This is a genomic window from Tsukamurella pulmonis, from assembly GCF_900103175.1.
Taxonomy (GTDB): Bacteria; Actinomycetota; Actinomycetes; order Mycobacteriales; family Mycobacteriaceae; genus Tsukamurella; species Tsukamurella pulmonis.
Genome location: NZ_FNLF01000002.1, coordinates 1,553,563 through 1,570,762 on the forward strand (window position 1 = coordinate 1,553,563; position 17,200 = coordinate 1,570,762).

Sequence of the window (17,200 nt, forward strand, 5' to 3'; positions counted from 1 at the left end):
ACAGTGGAGTCATGACCGAGAACATCAGCCCCCGCCGCATCGCCGAGATCTACTTCGCCTGCTGGGAGAACAAGGATTTCGCGCCCCTGCGCCCGTACCTGGCGCCCGACTGCACCTTCACCGGCGTCTTCGGCGTCGCCCACGGTCCCGACGAATTCCTCCAGGGGCTCGCGGGCATGGCCGCGGGCACCGAAGCGCTCGCGGTGCGCGCCCGCGTCGCCGACGAGCGCAACGTCATCACCTGGTTCGACCTCGCGATGGGCGGCGCCCCGGCGACCGCGGTCGCCAACTGGACCCAGGTCGAGGGCGGCCGGATCACGGCGGTGAACGTGACCTTCGATCCGCGCGAGATCCTCGCAGCCTCCGCCTGAACCGTCCGCGGCGCGGCGCGCACCGGCCGTTATGCTGGCGCGATGACCGAGACCGAGGGGCGCCGCTACAGCGGGGTCAGTGCCGACGCGCGACGAGCGGAGCGCCGGGGCCGGTTCCTCGACGCCGCTCTCACCGTGGTCGCCCGGGACGGGGTGGCGGCGGCGAGTGCCCGCTCGCTCTGTGCGGAATCGGGCCTGCACGCCAGATACTTCCGCGAGGCCTTCGCGTCGCCCGACGACGTGCTCGCCGAGGCCTTCGACGCGATGGCGCAGACGCTGATGGCGGACGTGGCCGCGGCGATCACCGCCGTGCCGGTGGACGCCACCGATGCGGTGGAACGCAAGGTGCGGGCGGGCGTGCGCGGATCCCTCACGGCCATCGCCGCCGATCCCCGGTGGGCCGCCCTGCTCACGAGTGCCGACGTCCACCCCGGGCTCCGCGATCGGCGCGAGGCGCTCACGGATCGGCTCGCCGCGGCGATGGCGGCCCAGGCGCAGGAGATCCTCGACGATCCTCCGGCGCCGGAGGACGCGCTGCTCTCCGCGCGACTGATCGCGGTCGGGGGGATGCACCTGTCGATCGCCGCGAGCGCCGGGCGGATCGACGCCTCACCGGCGGTGGTCGAGGAGATCATGGTGGCGAGCATCCTCGGCAATCGCGAACTCTCGGCGGTTCTCCGGCGACTTCGGACGGGCTCCGACTAGGGGAGGGGCACCTCGCTCGCGAATTGTGGCTACACGCTGTAGCCAGATTGGGTTACGCTCACGGCATGACCCTGGCAGCCCCGCGCACCGTCGACACGCCCGAACGCTTCGATCGCGACCCCGAGTGGGCCGCGGGCAGCGTTCGTGTGCTCCGGATCCTGCAGAAGGACCGCCGGCCCTTCACGCCCGAGGAGATCACGTGGGCCCGGGAGGCGGTGAGCCGCGGCGATGAGCTGGGCAACCGTCTCGGGCGGGCGATGATCGACGATCGCGCGTTCACCCTGCGGGAATTGGACGCGGCGCTCGCATCGGGGGACACCGCGAACCCGGTACTGCGGGAACTGCTCGACGCCGTCGGACCGGGCGCCACCCCGGACTGGGTCGACTTCGCGGCGTGCGCGCGGGGCGCCGCGGTGTGCCGGCGCTCGGGATCGCTGGGCCTGGACGTCCTCGCGACCGCCTCCCTCATGACCGGCTACACCACGTCGGCCACGACGCGACAGCTCGTCGCGACCGGCCGCCTCGTCGACGGCGTGGACGCCCGGATCCACGAGACGACGCAGTGGTGGTCGGAGATCATCGGCGGAGCGATCGAGCCAGGGGAGCTCGCGTGGCGCTCGGCGGTGCGGGTGCGGGTGATCCACGGCCTCGCGAACACGACCCTGCTGCGCCGCGCGGACTGGGACACCGCCGAGTGGGGCATGCCGATCAACCAGTCCGATCAGCTCGGGACACTCGGCCTGTTCTCCACGACCTTCCTGGTCGGACTGCGGGTGCTGGGGATGCCGATCACCGCCGCGGAGGGGCGCGATGTGATGGCGCTGTGGCGCTACGTGGGCTGGCTGCTCGGGATCGACGAGCACGTGCTGCCCGCCACCGAGGGGGAGGGGCGCCGCCGGATGGTGCAGATCGGTCAGTACACGCCCGGCCCCGACGCCGATTCCGCCGTCCTCGGCCGCGCGCTGTACGGCAATTGGGGGAGGCACCAGTACCCGGTGGCGCGGGGGCTGCGCCGGCGTTTCCACCAGCACTACCTGGGCAGCCTGGAGGGCGTCTTCGCCGGCTCGCGGGGCCTGCGCGACCTGGGGCTGCCGCCGGAACTGCCCTGGGCCGTGCCGGTCGCCTGGGCCGGTCACCTGCCCCTCCAGGTGGCGGCGCGCCTCTCGCCCGTTGCGCGGGGCTGGGTGACGGCCCGTGGTGAGCGGCAGATCGCGACGTGGCTGCGGCGCAACCGGCAGGACTGATCAGGGCCGGCCGGCTCAGCCGGTAGGGGTGTCCCGCGCGATCGTGCGCCCGAGCTCGCGCAGCAGGTCCGCGGCGTTCGCCATCGACCGCGCCGGGTCGGGTTCGAGGTCGGAGAGCGCCAGCGCGCGAAGGAAACCCGCTTCGCGGACCTGCTCGGGGGAGAGAGTGCTCCGCCCCGCGACCGCGAGGACGGGCACGCCCGCCGCACCGGCGGCGGCCGCGACACCGACGGGCGCCTTGCCGTGCAGCGACTGCGCGTCGAGCGAGCCCTCGCCCGTGATCACCAGATCCGCGGCGCGCACCCGCCCGGCGAAATCGGCGAGTTCGAGCACGATCTCGACGCCCGGCCGGGACACCGCGCCGAGCACCGCCATCGCGCCGAAACCGGTCCCGCCCGCGGCGCCGGCGCCGGGCCGCTCGCACACATCAGTCCCGGTGGCCGCGGTCACCGCGTCCGCCCAGACGCGCAGGGCATCGTCGAGCAGGGCCACGTCCGCGGCGGACGCGCCTTTCTGCGGGCCGTAGACCGCGGCCGCGCCGAGCGGGCCGAGCAGGGGGTTGTCGACGTCGCAGGCGAGCGTGAACCGCGCCTCGCGGGCCGCGGGCAGCAGTCCGGACAGGTCCACGTGCGCCGCGTGCCGCAGCGCGCGCCCGCCCGGCCCGACGGGCGCCCCCGTGCGATCGGTGATCGCGACCCCGAGCGCCTGCAGCATGCCGGCGCCCCCGTCGGTCGAGGCGCTCCCGCCCACCCCGATCACGATCGAGCGCGCACCGCTGGTCAGCGCGTGCCGGATGACGGTCCCGAGGCCGTAGGTGGTGGCGCACAGCGGGTCCGGCGCACCGTCGGGCAGCAGTTCGAGGCCGACCGCCGAGGCGAGCTCGACGACGGCGGTCGGGCCGCCCCGGGCGTACGAGGTGGAGACCGGCGCCCCGGTGGGGCCGGTGGTCTCCACCGGCACGCGGTCCCAGCCCGCGGCCACGGCGGCGTCGACGGTGCCGTCGCCCCCGTCCGCGATGGGAGCGCGCACGCACACCCAGTCCGGGGCGGCGTCGGCGATGCCGCGGGCGAGCGCATCGGCGACGCCCGCCGCCGACAGCGAGCCCTTGAACTTGTCGGGCGCGAGCAGCACCGTGGTGGTCCGGGCGGTCACATCTCCTCCTAGTCCAGCAGCAGGAGGGCGGTGGGCGCATCGGTACCGGCCGAGGCCAGGTCCTCGAACTCGGCGACGTTGTCGAGTTCGGTCCCCATGGCGATGTTCGTGACCCGCTCCAGGAAGATCTCGACGACGACGGGCACCTTGTGCTCGCGCGCCATCTTCTGCGCCCGCACCAGGGTAGTCGCGATGTCGGCCGGATCGGTGACGCGCAGCGCCTTGCAGCCGAGCCCTTCGGCGACCTTGACGTGGTCGACCCCGTACCCCTTGGGCGCGAGCGGCATCGGATCGGCGCCGCCCGTGCTGTGGGCGTCGTCGGCCTCGGAGTTGATGTTGTCGAAACCGAGCTGGACCTGGAAGTCCATGTCGAAGGCGCGCTGCGCCTGGCGGATCAGCCCCAGGTAGGAGTTGTTCACCACGACGTGCACGTAGGGCAGGTTGAACTGCGCCGCGACCGCCAGTTCCTCGATCATGAATTGGAAGTCGTAGTCGCCCGAGAGCGCGACGACGTCCGCCGACGGATCGGCGGTGACCACGCCGAGCGCCGCCGGGATGGTCCATCCGAGCGGGCCGGCCTGGCCGCAGTTGATCCAGTGCCGCGGCTTGAAGACGTGCAGGAACTGGCCGCCGGCGATCTGCGAGAGACCGATGGTGCTGACGTAGCGGGTGTCCCGGCCGAAGACCTTGTTCATCTCCTCGTAGACCCGTTGCGGCTTGACCGGGATGTCGTCGAAGTGCGTGCGGCGCTGCATGGTCCGCTTGCGCTCGGCGCACGAGGAGACCCACGCGGAGCGGTCCGGCAGCGTGCCGGCCGCGCGTCGTTCCCGGGCGATCCGCACCAGCTGATCGAGCGCGGCACCGGCGTCGGAGACGATGCTGTAGTCGGGGGCGAACACGCGGCCGATCTGCGTGGGGTCGATGTCCACGTGCACGAAGGTCCGGCCCGCGCGGTAGACGTCGAGGCCGCCCGTGTGCCGGTTGGCCCAGCGGTTCCCGATGCCGAGCACGAAGTCCGAGGCCAGCATCGTCGCGTTGCCGTAGCGGTGTGCGGTCTGCAGACCGACCATCCCGGCCGCGAGGCGGTGATCGTCCGGGATGGTGCCCCAGCCCATGAGCGTGGGGATCACGGGGACGTCCAGCAGCTCGGCCAGTTCCACCAGCTGCGTGGAGGCGTCGGCGTTGATGATGCCGCCGCCGGCCACGATGAGCGGGCGCTCCGCGGCCGCCAGCATGTCCAGCGCCTTCTCCGCCTGCGCGCGCGTGGCGGCCGGCCGGTGCACCGGCAGCGGGGTGTAGGTGTCCGGGTCGAACTCGATCTCGGCGAGCTGCACGTCGATGGGCAGATCGATGAGGACGGGACCGGGCCGACCCGAACGCATGAGGTGGAAGGCCTGCGCGAAGACGCCGGGCACCTGGGCGGGCTCGAGCACCGTGACGGCCATCTTGGTGACGGGCTTGGCGATCGACGCGATGTCGACGGCCTGGAAGTCCTCCTTGTGCAGCCGCGCCACGGGCGCCTGGCCGGTGATGGCGAGGATCGGGATGGAGTCCGCCATCGCCGAGTACAGCCCGGTGATCATGTCCGTGCCCGCGGGCCCCGAGGTGCCGATGCACACGCCGATGTTGCCGGCCTCGGCCCGGGTGTAGCCCTCCGCCATGTGGGAGGCGCCTTCGACATGGCGGGCCAGCACGTGGCGGATGCCGCCGTGCGCGCGCATCGCGGCGTAGAAGGGATTGATGGCGGCACCGGGGACGCCGAACGCCTGGACGGCGCCCTCGATCTCCATGATCTTGACCGCTGCTTCGGCGGCACGCATACGAGCCATGTCAGTTCTCCGATGAGTTCGTGGACGAGGTGGTGCGCCCGGAGAGGCGCTCGACGCCGCGCAGCAGCGCGGAATGGTCGAGCGGGCCGTCGCCGTTCGCGCGGGCGGAGGCCATGAGCTGGGCGACGAGACCGCCGAGCGGCGCGACGACGCCGGCCTCGCGCGCGGCGGCGGTGACGATGCCGAGGTCCTTGTGGTGCAGCTCGATCCGGAATCCGGGCTCGAACTCGCGGTCGAGCATCTTCTGCGCCTTCTGAGCGAGCACGGCGGAGCCGGCGAGCCCTCCGCCGAGCACCTCGACGGCGGCGGCGGTGTCGACGCCGTAGGCCTCGAGGAAGACGATCGCCTCGGCGAGGAGCTGGATGTTGCCCGCCACGATCAGCTGATTGGCGGCCTTGACCGTCTGCCCGGAGCCGCTGGGGCCGACGTGCACGACGGTCTTGCCGACCACCTCGAGGACGGGCTTCGCCGCCGCGAAGTCCACGTCCGAGCCGCCGACCATGATGGACAGCGCGGCGTTGATCGCCCCGGCCTCGCCGCCCGAGACCGGGGCGTCGATGAGGCGGAAGCCGCGCTCCGTCGCCTGCTGCGCGAGTTCCGCGGTCACGTCGGGGCGGATGCTGGAGAAGTCGATGATGAGCGCGCCGGCCGGCGCGTGCTCGAAGACGCCGCCCTCGCCGGCCAGCACGGCCCGCACGTCGGGGGAGTCGGGCACCATCACCGCGATGACCTCGGCGTCGGCCACGGCGTCGGCGATCGAGGCTGCGGCGCGGCCGCCCGCGTCGACGAGCGGCTTCGCCCGCTCGGGGCTGCGGTTGAAGCCGGCGACGGCGTGTCCGGCGTTCGCGAGGTGCACGGCCATGGGGCTGCCCATGATGCCGAGTCCGATGAAGGCGATGTTCGTCATGACGGTTCCTTGTGTGCGGTCAGCGATCGGGGATCGGGCGGTCAGGCGAGGGCCACGCGGGCACCGCGCTGCTCGACGGGGAGCCAGGCGAAGGGATCGTCCTGAGTCTGCTTGTACTCCAGGCTGATCGGGCCGCGGTAGCCGACGCGGTCGAGGTGGGCGAGGTGACCGTCGAGGTCGAGCGTGCCCGTGCCGGGTTCGCCGCGGCCGGGGGCGTCGGCGATCTGGACGTGCCCGATGAGGTCGGCGTGGGCGTCGATCGCGGCGCTCACGTCGTCGCTGTTGACCTGGAGGTGGTAGAGGTCGGCGAGCAGGCGCAGCGTGTCGGTGCCGTCGTGTCTGCGAACCCGTTCGACGACGGCCGCCGCATCGGCGGCGGTGAGCAGCGGGTAGCGCGGGGCGCCACTCACGGGCTCGATGAGCACGATCGCCCCGAGGCGGGCGGCCGCTGCGCCGGCGAGCGCCAGGTTCTCCGTCGCGACGGCGTCCTGCTCGGCGGGGTCGACGCCGTCGATCCGGTTGCCGTACAGGGCGTTGAAGGCGCGCGTGCCCAAGCGCTCGCCGATGCCGAGGGTGACGTCGATGTTGTCCCGGAACTCGGAGATCCGGGACGGGTCGGAGAGCAGTCCGCGATCGCCGCCCGGCATGTCGCCGGCGGCGAAGTTCAGACCCGTGAGCTGCACGCCGGCGTCCTCGATCGCCGTGACGAAGGCGTCGACCTGGCGGTCGGTCGGCACGGCGGTGGGGAACGGCCACCAGAACTCCACGGCCTCGAAACCGGCGGCGCGGGCGATCCGGGGCCGGTCGAAGATCGGGGCGTCGGCCAGGAGGATCGAGCAGTTGACCGTGTACTTGGGGAATGTCGTCGGATGCATGGGGCTCCTTCGTCAGGCGGGGCGTACGGGCGGTGCAGGGAGGGCGAGGTCCGATACGACCTGCAAGCTTTCACCTGTCGGAAAGATCATTTCCGTACCATGGAATTATGGCATGTGATGACGGTCACGTCAACCCCTTGTGGGGGCGCGATGGCGAGCGCGGGGGCGGGTACGCGCACCGTCGGATCGACCGGGCCGAGCGGTGGGACGGACGGCCCGGAGACGGCGAAGCCGGAGCGTGCGGGGCACACTCCGGCTTCGGGGCTTCGGTCCATGGCTGCGCGGGCCGTCACTCTCCGTCCGGGATCGGGTTGCCGCGCTCGTCGGGCGCGGCGGCGAACACCGAGACGTCGGGCCGATTGCCCGCGGTGATCTCGTTGAACAGGAAGTTCAGGACCACGGCCACCACGGCCGCTGCGCTGATGCCCGAGTGCATCACGGTACCGACCGCGGTCGGGAACGCGTGCCAGAAGTCCGGTGCCGCAACGGGGATCATGCCCATGCCGATGGAGACGGCGACGATCACCATGTTGAGATTGCCGTCGAAGTCCACCCGCGAGAGCGTCTTGATGCCGCTCGCCGCCACCGAGCCGAACAGCACCAGGCCCGCGCCGCCGAGGACGGGATAGGGGATCGCGGCGATCACGCGGCCGACGACGGGCAGCAACCCCAGGAAGGCGAGGATGCCGCCGCCCATCGCCACGACGTACCGGCTCTTGATCCCGGTGAGCGCCACGAGGCCCACGTTCTGCGCGAACGCGCTGCACGGGAACGCGCTGAAGGCCGGGGCGACCGCGGTGGAGAGCATGTCGGCCCGCAGGCCGTTCGCCACCCGCTTCGAGTCGACGGGGGTGCCCACGATCTCGCCGATGGCCAGGATGTCGGCCGTGGTCTCGGTCATGATCACCAGGATCACGATCGTCATCGAGATGATGGCGCCGATCTGGAAGGTCGGGCTGCCGAAGTGCATCACCGGCGGCAGCGAGAAGATCGGTCCGTCGCCGACCTTGGAGAAGTCCAGCTTGCCCAGGAAGGCGGCGATCACCGTGCCGACCACGATGCCGATGAGGATCGACAGCCGCGAGATCGCGCCCTGGAACAGCCGGCTGATCACCAGGATGATCAGGACCGTGGCGCCGGCCAGCCCGATGTTGGCCATCGACCCGTAGTCGGACGCCTTCGCGTTGCCGCCCTGCGCCCAGTTGAACGTCACGGGCAGCAGCGAGAGGCCGATCACGGTGATGATCGTGCCCGTCACCACCGGCGGGAAGTACCGCACCAACTTCGCGAACACCGAGCTCAGGGCGAGGCCGATGAGCCCGGCGACGATGATCGCGCCGAAGATGGGCCGCACGCCGCCGTCCTGCGCGATGGCGGTCATCGTCGAGACGCTCGCGAACGAGAGGCCCTGCACGATCGGCAGGCGCGCGCCGAGCGGGCCGATGCCGATCGTCTGCAGGATCGTGGCGAGGCCGCTGACGAACAGGCCGGCGGTCACGAGCAGGCTCATGTCCGTGGCGGAGAGGCCCGCGGCGCCGCCCACGATGAGCGGGGGCGCGATGACGCCGCCGTACATCGTGAGGATGTGCTGGAGGCCGTAGACGAAGGTCTTGCCGAGCGGGAGGCGTTCGTCCTCGGGCCGGACCTCGGTGGCTGTGGTCATGATCGTCGACCCGCTAGCAGAATCCGGGCACGCCGTGCCACGCCGAGCCGGCGTCGGTGGCGTCGTCGCGCACCACGCTCGCCTCGATGAGGCCGTACGGGCGGTCGGCGGCGATGAACACCTCGCCGGGGTTGTCCACGCCGAAGGGGGACAGGTCCACGAGGAAGTGGTGCTTGTTCGGCGCCGAGAACTTGATCTCCGCGACCTCGGGGTGGCGTTCGAGCACCGCCTCGCCCATGCCGTAGAGGGTCTGCTGCAGGGCCTTGCTGTGGATCTCGGCGAAGCGCTGCAGCATGATCGCGCGGATAGAGTCGAAGGTCTTGTCCCAGTCCACGTCGGTGTGGTCGTAGCGCCACTTGGCGACGAGCGAGGTGGCGAGGATGCGGTCGTCCGTCTCCTGCAGCGTCGTGTACTTGTCCTTGAGGAAGCCGTGGAACTCCGAGCCGGTGGACTTGAGCAGCGTCAGGTCGTGGATGCCGGAGACGACGTGCGCGCGGCGCTCGGCGCCACGGCCGTCGACGTTGACGACCGTGGACCGCACGCCGCCGCCCGAGCGGACGAAGGCGTGGTCGTGGCCGGCGCCGTCGACCTCGATCCGGTCCCAGGGGTACTCGTGCACCTCGATGCGCGCGCCGTCGGCCTTCGGGGTGGAGTCGATGAAGTGGCCGCCGAGCGTGAGGGCGTAGTCCTCGATGGCGCCGATGCCCTTCTCCTTGGCGAAGGCGAAGGCGGTGTTCTTCTGGGTGTCGGTGGGCAGGACGGCCCCCTGGTCGCCGCTGATGTGGGCGTCCGAGAAGTCGCCGCGCAGCGCCGAGGAGACGTTGAGATCACGGATCGTGTGCCGGGCGGTGTCGCGGTAGATCCGCACCACGCGGTTCTCGGCCTTGCCGTACTGGTTGGGGCCCAAGTGGATCGCCATGGTGGTCAGCTTCCTTTGTAGGTGGAGTAGTGGAACGGGCTCAGGAGCAGGGGGACGTGATGGTGCGGCACGGTGCCGTCGATCGCGTCGAGACGGAAGGCGATGGAGACCTCCGGGAAGAAGTTCTCCTGACCGGTGTCCGCGGCGTAGCGCGCGGTGTCGAAGGTCAGGCGGTACACACCGGCGTCGAGGTCGTCCGGGCCGAGGTCGCGGATGCGGCCGTCGTCGTCGGTGACGCCCCGGGCCACGGGGGCGACGGTGCCGTCCGGCGCGAGCCGGTCCATCCGGACGGGGACGCCGGACGCGGGGACCCCGCGCGCGGTGTCGAGGACATGGGTGGTGACCGTGCTCATGAACGCCCCTCCGCGAGTTCGTCTTCCAGTTCCAGGACCCTGGCCAGCCGGCGCAGTGCGATGCCCCGCAGTTCGGCGGCGACCTCGGCGGCCTCGGTCTCCGGGTCGTTGTCGAGGCGGCGGCGCAGCTCCGTCAGGACGGCCTGCGCGTCCAGTCCCGCGGCGTTGATGAGGAAGACGCGATCGAACCGCTCCTCGTACGCCCGGTTCCCGGCGAGCAGGTCGGCCCGGGTCTGCGCATCGGTGGCGACGCCCGACTGCTCCTTGCGGGACCAGGCGGCCTCGGTGGAGGCGCCGGCCGCGCGCTCGCCGATCCGCGGGTGCGCCGCGAGCGCACGGTCCACTTCGGGCGCGGTGAACGCGAGAGCGGCCGTGCCGGCCACGCGGAGGGCGTCCGACGCCTCCGCGTACGGCCGTGCGGCGAGGACCGCGTCGCTCCACGAGCGCACATCGCAGCACGCGAGTAGAGTCGCCCGGATATCGGCCTCCGGCGCCGAGTTGAAGTCTTCGAGGTCCATCTGACCTGCCTTCTTTCGGTCTGCGGAAGTGGTTTTCCACTCATCGAAGAATGACATGTGATCTGAGTCACGTCAACATTTTGTTGAAAATTCGTCCGGCTACGATGCGGGCATGCGTCTGACCGCGGAGTTCACCAGCGAACCCTTCGAGGGCGAGGGGACCGTGCCCTCGCACGCCGAGCGGGCTGTCGAGGTGTTGCGCGCGCGGGGGATGGCGCACGACTTCGGGCCGTTGGGGACCCTCGTGGAGGGCGAGGCCGGCGCCGTGCTCGACGCGTTGCGGGAGGCGCTGGCCGGCGCCTTCACGGGCGGTGCCACCCGCGTCACGGTGCAGATCGATCGCGCCGATGGCTGAGCCCTCGCCGCGCCCGGGGCGGGGGCACCCGCTGGTCGAGGCGGTGCGCGAGCTCGTCGCCCGGATCGACGGGGAGATCGTCGAGCCCGGCGCGCTGCGTCGTGGCGACGTGCCGCTGATCTGGGCGGGGGAGACGGTCGCGGGGGTGCGGCTGCCCGCGGTCGAGGCGCAGGCCGGCGATCTCGATGCGTTGCTGGCGAATCTCGCCACCGAAATGGGTTCGCCTCTGGGGGAACTCGCGCGGGCCGACAAGCAGCGCGCCGTGCGGCTGCTCGAGGAGCGCGGTGCCTTCGCCTACCGCCGATCGGCGGAGGCGGTCGCCGAGGCTCTGGGCGTCACGCGGTTCACCGTCTACAACTACCTCAACCGGATGCGCGGCTGAGCCCGGCCAGGGCGCGGACGGCGGCGTCGGCCTCGTCGGCGGTGAGCACGCCGATCAGGGCGCGGTAGGCGAAGCCGTCCGCGGCGGCCAGGAGCTGCCGTGCCCGGTCGCGGTCCCCGTCGAGCAGCTCCGTCGCGAGATCCTCGGTGCCGCGCAGCGCCTCGCCGACGATGGCCCGGACGCCGGCGTCCGTGACGGCCTCGGCGAGATAGGCGTACCAGACCTTGGCGCCGAGCCGCTGTGCCCCGTCGCGCGGGATCGCGTGGGTGAGCAGCATCGCCAGGGCGTCGGTGCGATCGTCGGGGACGGGGTGCGCCCGCTCCGCCAGGGCGAGGTACGAGGTGAGGGCGTGCGTGACGATGGCCTCCCGGGTGGGGAAGTAGTGCTGCACCCGGCCCATCGAGATACCGCCGCGCGCCGCGATGGCGCGCAGTGTGGCCGCGGCGATGCCCTCCTCGGCGATGATCGCCCAGACCACGCGGTCGATCTCCGCGCGACGCTCCTCGTGGTCGACCCGTTTCGGCATACGGAGAGCATAGCAATGCGGATGCATCGCAACGCTGATACGATGCAAGTGCATTGCATAAGGAGGTGCGACGTGGGACGACGATTCCGTCGGGTGGGCGCGGCCGGGCTCGCCGCAGCAGTGGTGCTCGGTGCGGTGAGCGCGTACCTGCTGCGCGATCCGAGCCCGGTCGGCTACTGGCGCTCGTCGGACGCCCGCGCGACGTACCTCGAGCGCTACGACCGCGCCTTCGAGGAACTGTCCGCGCCAGCGGAGACGCGCGACGTGCGCACCGGGTACGGCATCGTCCGTGCGTACCGGTTCGGTGAGCGCAGGCCAGGGACCGTCCCGATCCTCCTCGTGCCCGGAAGGTCGTCCGGCGTGCCGATGTGGGCGGACGTGCTCGCGCGCCTCGGCGATCGGGAGGTCTACGCCGTCGACGCGCTGGGGGACGCCGGGATGAGCGTGCAGGACCGGCCGCTCGCCGGTGCCGCGGATCAGGCCGCTTGGCTGGTGGAGACCCTCGCCGGTCTCGGGCTTGACCGGGTGCATCTCGTCGGCCACTCCTTCGGCGCCTGGAGCGCCGCGAACCTCGCGGTGCGCGCCCCGGAGCGGGTCGCGACGCTTACGCTGTGGGAGCCGATCCTGGTGTTCGCCGGCCTGCGCTGGCAGATGTACGCCGCCACGCTGCCTTCGTCGCTGCCGTTCCTGCCCGAGTCCTGGCGCCGCAAGGGGCTCGCGGCGATCGGTGGCGCCGACGAGGGCGCCGCTGCGGCGAGCCCGATCGGCGCGATGATCGACGCCGCGGCCGCCGGCTATCGCGCCGCGCTGCCGACGCCCGCCCAGCCGGACGACGCCGCTCTCGCGCGGCTCACCATGCCCGTCTTCGTCGGTCTCGGCGGCCGCAGCGCGGTCACCGACACCGCGGCGGCCGCCGAGCGGGCCCGTACCCTGCCGACCGCGACGGTCCGGGTCTGGCCCGAGGGCACGCACTCCCTGCCGATGGAGTACCCCGACGAGCTGCTGGCAGAGCTGTCGGCGTTGATCGCCGTCCGATCGACATAACTGGGCTCCACGTGAGGAGCGAGGTTCATCGAGCTGGACAAAGTTAGCGCCCGGCACTAATCTGTAATCGAGAATGTGGCGCAGGTCACCAAATTTGGTAACTGCTCGTGTCTCGATTGCTGGCTGTGTGATCTGTCGCCGCAGGGCAGCTTAGTGTGGTCGAAAAGGGGCGACGCTGGGCCTTGACGTCGCTGTCGTGCAGCAGGAGGCTCACATGCTAGTAATTGTCGTAAGCCCGCCGAATTCAAACACAGTGCTCGATGGGGCGGAATGCACCGTTACTAAGCCCGAGGAGCATACGGATTGGTCTGATTTTCCAAACCTCGGAGTTCTGACGCTGGCTTCCTGTGTCGCGGGAATTCGCGGCGTGCGTCCGGTCTACTTGGACGGTACGGTGGTGAATTGGGCGGAGATTGCCGAATTTGTTGACGCCCACGCGTCGGAGACGCTCGCGATCTGCATCAGTGCGCTAACGGCAACATATGAAGCGGGGCTGCATCTCGTGGCCCGCGCAAAAAGGGCTAACCCCAGAATAGTTTCCATCTTTGGCAACGATCACATTACCGCGCTTCCGGTAGAGACAATGACGCGGCAATCCGACCTGATCGACGTCGCATTTGTTGGGAACGAAGTGATAGGCGGATTTGCCAAATTTGTTCACGACTTGTCAAGTGACAATGTTGGCGATCTCGCTCAGTATCCTGGAATGATTTACAGATCGGGAGGTAGTGTCTGCATGAATAACCAGGTGACGGAGGGGGTGTTTACAGATATTGACTACGAGCTAATTGATGCGGATTTCAATCACACAGCGTTGTATCGAGATAATTTTGCTCGTCGCGTGGTGCCTACGTTTCAAAATCTGACGGGTCGTACTGTGAGGGCTGGAATACCCGTTGAAATCGCTCGGGGGTGCATCAAGTTCGCACGGAATGATGCGTGTAGCTTCTGTTCGATACAGTATGGAGGGATGTGGCGGAACTCGGCTGAAACTCCGGATCTGGCATGGGATGCAATAGCTCACGCTGAAGTGCATGGGTTTGACTACCTCTATCTGACTGCCGATGAACTTCCGCTGACCTTTGGTCGTTTGCTGGGGGAGATGCGCGATAATCCTCCCGACTGGTGGCGGTCGCGCGCGGAGGAGGAGCGCCCGGTCATGGTTGGGTATGCGAGGTCGGATGGACTTTCTAACGAGCGGAACGCAGAAACATTGCGTTACCTGAACATAAGGCAACTGATGGTTGGCCTCGATGCTGGAACTTCTGTGTCGCTCCGGGCGATGCGCAAGCCTCTAGCTCCAGGTTCTGACCGATTCTCGGAGTATCGTGCAGAGGCCATGTTCGAACACAATATCGCTGCCTTGTCGGCGGCAAAAAACAACGATCTTGTCCTCAAGGTCGGCTTCGTCATAGGGCATCTCGGAATGACTCCGAGTCTGTTGCGTGAGAATCTTGATTCGATGAAGAGTTTGCTGGATTCTGGTGCCGGGGCGATTGCTTCACTTGATGTCGAGGTCCTGTCACTGGAGCCGGGCTCAATGGACTACCGGCAATTGATAGACCCCGACGTGGCGGACGCGGCAGCGGCTAATCTTGACCTCATGCTGCCCGATCGCCGGCGGCGTGTTGAAATAGCCAAGAAGTGGGCAGGGCGCGATATTTTGGACCGCGAAGCGGCGATGTCTGACTACGTGGAAGCGGTAATGCCTCAGCTTTCCATGGCGGACCTGGTGGCAGCTCGGCGTGAAGTCCGAGCGTATGCGCACCAAATTGGAGTCACCACGGGCGGCTAAGGGTGGAGATCTCGAATCTCGCGGGTTTCGCGGTGCTGTGCCTCGCCCTCTCAGTTTCGCCGGGGCCGGACTCCCTGTTGGTCATCAAGCTCGCACTGGAACGGCGAGTGCTGGGTCTTGCCGTGGCCGTCGGATCTGCGGCGGGCTCGATCGCGTGGGCGGCGCTGGTGGCCTTTGGCGTGGCGAGGCTTCTCTCTGAGAACTCGATCGCGACCGCAGTGCTGCACGTCGCGGGAGGCCTGTACCTGATCTACCTGGGCGCGCGAGAGTTCTTTCGCCACCACGATGCCGGAATCGACGGTGAGCCAGGGGGACCGGCCGACGGTGCGCGATCCGATCCCTCGCTCTCGGGTGCGGTGCTGCAGGGCGCGATCTCGTGTCTGCTCAACCCCAAGGTCGGGCTGTTCTTCCTGTTGGTCGCGCCGCAATACGCTTCCCCGCTGACCGCGGGCTCCGTTCTCGTCCTGGGACTGGTCGACGCCGTGGTCGCCACCGCGTGGCTGAGCGTGCTCGCTATCGGGGCGTCGACGATGTCGAAGAAGCTCACAGATCCGACGGTGCGCCGTCGGGTGTTCCGCACAGCCGGACTCGTGATCGTGGCGATCGGAATCTCCGTCATCGTCGGAGCGACCGTGTGATCGGTGCAATGCGCGGGTGGCGACGGAGGGACCCCCGGTAATCAGGTCACCGTGATGCCGGCGGCGGTGAACTCCGCCAGCGCGGCGCGCGTCGACTCCTCGGCCACGCCCGCGGTGTAGTCGGCGAGGACGCGCACCGCCAGGCCGGCGGCCAGGGCGTCGAGCGCCGTGGCGCGCACGCAGTAGTCGGTGGCGATGCCCACGACGTCGACCGACGAAATATCGTGCGCGGCGAGCCATTCCGCGAGCGAGGCGCCGTCACCGTCGTGCGCCTCGAAACCCGAGTACGCGGCCGAGTAGGCACCCTTGCTGAACACCGGCACCCGCAGGGGCAGTCGCAGGTTCGGGTGAAATTCGGCGCCCTCGGTGCGTGCCCGGCAGTGCACGGGCCACGAGTCCACGAAGTCCGGCGTCGCGGAGAAGTGCGCCCCCGGGTCGATGTGCCAGTCGCGCGTCGCGACGATCACGGGGTACGTCTCCAGGAGATCGTCGTGGATGCGGCGCGCCACCTGCGCGCCGCCCGCGACGGCGAGCGAGCCGCCCTCGCAGAAGTCGTTCTGCACGTCCACGACCACCAGCGCCGTCGTCATCGCTGCTCCTCGAACCGGGTGGGGATGGCGGGTTCGCCGTTGGACAGGCCCAGGCCCTCCCAGGGGAGCGTCACCAGCGCGTCCCGCAGGTGCGCGCGGGCGTCCTCGAGGCCGGGCAGGCCGTCCACCTGCTCGCCGCCGCGCACCAACGGGATCTGCAGCGGCGTCGCGGTGAGGTGCGCGGGTACCTGCGGCGTCGTGCCCGGGCGGTGCAGCACCTCTTCGACGATGGTGCCGGTGCGCCGCGCGAGGCGCACCGCCCGCTTCTCACCGCCCTGGGTCTCCTTGTGCGAGCTGCGTTTCGCGACGGGCAGGCCGTCGACCTCCACGAGCTTGTAGACCATCCCGGCGGTGGGCGCGCCCGAGCCGGTGACCAGGGAGGTGCCCACGCCGTAGACGTCGATGGGCTCCGCGCGCAGGGCGCCGATCGCGTACTCGTCGAGATCGCCCGAGACCACGATCTTCGTCTTCGTCGCGCCGAGCCCGTCGAGTTGCGCGCGCACCTGTCGCGTGATGATGCCGAGATCGCCGGAGTCGATCCGCACGCCGCCGAGCTCCGGGCCCGCGGCGCGCACGGCGCGGTTGACGCCCTCCGTGATGTCGTAGGTGTCCACCAGCAGGGTCGTCCCCGGCCCCTGCGCGGCGACCTGGGCCGCGAACGCGGCCTCCTCGTCGGGCCCGTCCGGGCCGGTGTGCAGCAGGGTGAAGGCGTGCGCCGCCGTTCCGCCCGACGGGACGCCGTACGTGCGGGCCGCCTCCATGTTCGAGGTCGTCGTGAACCCCGCCAGGTACGCGGCGCGGGCCGAGGCCACCGCCGCTTGTTCGTGGGTGCGGCGCGATCCCATCTCGATCAGCGGCCGGCCCGCCGCGGCGGAGACCATGCGGGCCGCGGCGGAGGCGATGGCGCTGTCGTGGTTGAGGATCGACAGGATCAGCGTCTCCAGGATGACGCCCTCGGCGAAGGTGGCGCGCACCGTCAGCAGCGGGGACCCGGGGAAGTAGAGCTCGCCCTCGCGGTAGCCGTCGATCTCGCCGGTGAAGCGGTAGTCCCGCAGCCAGGCGAGCGTCTCGGCGTCGAGGAAGCGTTCGACGACGGCGAGTTCGGCGGGGCCGAAGCGGAAGCGGCGCAGCTCATCGAGGACGCGGGTGGTGCCCGCCAGCACGCCGTACCGCCGGCCGGCGGGCAGGCGGCGTGCGAACACCTCGAAGACGCACGGGCGGTGTGCCGTGCCGTCCTTGAGCGCCGCCGCCAGCATGGTCAGCTCGTACTGATCGGTGAGCAGGGCCGAGCTCCGCCACGGGACGTCGGTCCCGTTTTCATCTACCGTCACACT

At 70.1% G+C, this 17,200-nt stretch carries 19 protein-coding genes; 8 read left to right on the forward strand and 11 right to left on the reverse strand.

The features are described from left to right. Positions 1-11 precede the first annotated feature (11 nt). From BLQ62_RS07815 to BLQ62_RS07825, 3 genes are all read left to right on the forward strand, one after another. The gene (locus BLQ62_RS07815; protein ID WP_068536860.1) at positions 12-371 is read left to right on the forward strand and encodes a nuclear transport factor 2 family protein; all 360 of its coding nucleotides are present in this window, start codon (positions 12-14) and stop codon (positions 369-371) included. A 42-nt stretch (positions 372-413) separates the two neighbouring features. After that, on the forward strand, positions 414-1,076 hold the full coding sequence (locus BLQ62_RS07820; protein WP_068566135.1) for a TetR/AcrR family transcriptional regulator: 663 nt from the start codon (positions 414-416) through the stop codon (positions 1,074-1,076). A 65-nt stretch (positions 1,077-1,141) separates the two neighbouring features. Continuing rightward, positions 1,142-2,320: an oxygenase MpaB family protein gene (locus BLQ62_RS07825; RefSeq protein ID WP_068566132.1), complete on the forward strand. Its 1,179-nt coding sequence runs from the start codon at positions 1,142-1,144 to the stop codon at positions 2,318-2,320. Between the two features lie 15 nt (positions 2,321-2,335). On the opposite strand, the gene BLQ62_RS07830 is transcribed toward BLQ62_RS07825, so the two are convergent. From BLQ62_RS07830 to uraD, 8 genes are all read right to left on the reverse strand, one after another. Beyond that, complete coding sequence (locus tag BLQ62_RS07830; RefSeq protein ID WP_068566129.1) at positions 2,336-3,472, reverse strand: glycerate kinase; 1,137 nt, start codon at positions 3,470-3,472, stop codon at positions 2,336-2,338. An 8-nt stretch (positions 3,473-3,480) separates the two neighbouring features. Next, positions 3,481-5,301: a glyoxylate carboligase gene (gcl, locus tag BLQ62_RS07835; RefSeq protein ID WP_068536843.1), complete on the reverse strand. Its 1,821-nt coding sequence runs from the start codon at positions 5,299-5,301 to the stop codon at positions 3,481-3,483. A gap of 1 nt (position 5,302) precedes the next feature. Further along, entirely contained in the window at positions 5,303-6,208 is a 906-nt protein-coding gene (locus BLQ62_RS07840) for a 2-hydroxy-3-oxopropionate reductase (protein WP_068566126.1), read from the reverse strand. Between the two features lie 41 nt (positions 6,209-6,249). Further along, positions 6,250-7,083, reverse strand: coding sequence for a hydroxypyruvate isomerase family protein (locus BLQ62_RS07845; protein WP_068566123.1), 834 nt, complete (start codon positions 7,081-7,083; stop codon positions 6,250-6,252). A 289-nt stretch (positions 7,084-7,372) separates the two neighbouring features. After that, positions 7,373-8,746: a nucleobase:cation symporter-2 family protein gene (locus tag BLQ62_RS07850; protein ID WP_068566120.1), complete on the reverse strand. Its 1,374-nt coding sequence runs from the start codon at positions 8,744-8,746 to the stop codon at positions 7,373-7,375. A 13-nt stretch (positions 8,747-8,759) separates the two neighbouring features. Next, entirely contained in the window at positions 8,760-9,665 is a 906-nt protein-coding gene (gene pucL, locus BLQ62_RS07855; RefSeq protein WP_068536832.1) for a factor-independent urate hydroxylase, read from the reverse strand. Between the two features lie 5 nt (positions 9,666-9,670). Further along, positions 9,671-10,018: a hydroxyisourate hydrolase gene (gene uraH / locus BLQ62_RS07860; RefSeq protein ID WP_068566117.1), complete on the reverse strand. Its 348-nt coding sequence runs from the start codon at positions 10,016-10,018 to the stop codon at positions 9,671-9,673. Beyond that, the gene (gene uraD, locus BLQ62_RS07865) at positions 10,015-10,536 is read right to left on the reverse strand and encodes a 2-oxo-4-hydroxy-4-carboxy-5-ureidoimidazoline decarboxylase (protein ID WP_068536825.1); all 522 of its coding nucleotides are present in this window, start codon (positions 10,534-10,536) and stop codon (positions 10,015-10,017) included. The genes uraH and uraD overlap by 4 nt, the downstream gene beginning before the upstream one ends. A gap of 112 nt (positions 10,537-10,648) precedes the next feature. Between uraD and BLQ62_RS07870 the strand changes: the two genes are divergently transcribed. Further along, positions 10,649-10,891 (forward strand): thiamine-binding protein, encoded by a 243-nt coding sequence (locus BLQ62_RS07870; RefSeq protein ID WP_068566112.1) that lies wholly within the window; start codon positions 10,649-10,651, stop codon positions 10,889-10,891. Then, positions 10,884-11,273, forward strand: coding sequence for a helix-turn-helix domain-containing protein (locus BLQ62_RS07875; protein ID WP_068566109.1), 390 nt, complete (start codon positions 10,884-10,886; stop codon positions 11,271-11,273). The genes BLQ62_RS07870 and BLQ62_RS07875 overlap by 8 nt, the downstream gene beginning before the upstream one ends. Here BLQ62_RS07875 and BLQ62_RS07880 read toward each other — a convergent pair. Continuing rightward, complete coding sequence (locus BLQ62_RS07880; protein WP_068566106.1) at positions 11,254-11,799, reverse strand: TetR family transcriptional regulator; 546 nt, start codon at positions 11,797-11,799, stop codon at positions 11,254-11,256. The genes BLQ62_RS07875 and BLQ62_RS07880 overlap by 20 nt on opposite strands. Before the next feature lie 72 nt (positions 11,800-11,871). Here BLQ62_RS07880 and BLQ62_RS07885 point away from each other — a divergent pair, with 72 nt between their 5' ends. The 3 genes from BLQ62_RS07885 (at position 11,872) to BLQ62_RS07895 (ending at position 15,276) form a co-directional block, all read left to right on the forward strand. Then, on the forward strand, positions 11,872-12,843 hold the full coding sequence (locus tag BLQ62_RS07885) for an alpha/beta fold hydrolase (RefSeq protein ID WP_197467289.1): 972 nt from the start codon (positions 11,872-11,874) through the stop codon (positions 12,841-12,843). A gap of 196 nt (positions 12,844-13,039) precedes the next feature. After that, a complete protein-coding gene (locus BLQ62_RS07890) occupies positions 13,040-14,638 on the forward strand; it encodes a B12-binding domain-containing radical SAM protein (protein WP_082756528.1) in 1,599 nt (532 codons plus the stop codon). A 32-nt stretch (positions 14,639-14,670) separates the two neighbouring features. Continuing rightward, entirely contained in the window at positions 14,671-15,276 is a 606-nt protein-coding gene (locus tag BLQ62_RS07895; RefSeq protein ID WP_280138059.1) for a LysE family translocator, read from the forward strand. A gap of 41 nt (positions 15,277-15,317) precedes the next feature. Here the strand turns inward: BLQ62_RS07895 and BLQ62_RS07900 are convergent, their stop codons facing one another. Together BLQ62_RS07900 and BLQ62_RS07905 are read right to left on the reverse strand one after the other, a co-directional pair. Next, a complete protein-coding gene (locus tag BLQ62_RS07900) occupies positions 15,318-15,866 on the reverse strand; it encodes an isochorismatase family protein (protein WP_068566094.1) in 549 nt (182 codons plus the stop codon). Continuing rightward, positions 15,863-17,197, reverse strand: coding sequence for a nicotinate phosphoribosyltransferase (locus BLQ62_RS07905; RefSeq protein WP_082756526.1), 1,335 nt, complete (start codon positions 17,195-17,197; stop codon positions 15,863-15,865). The genes BLQ62_RS07900 and BLQ62_RS07905 overlap by 4 nt, the downstream gene beginning before the upstream one ends. Positions 17,198-17,200 lie beyond the last annotated feature (3 nt).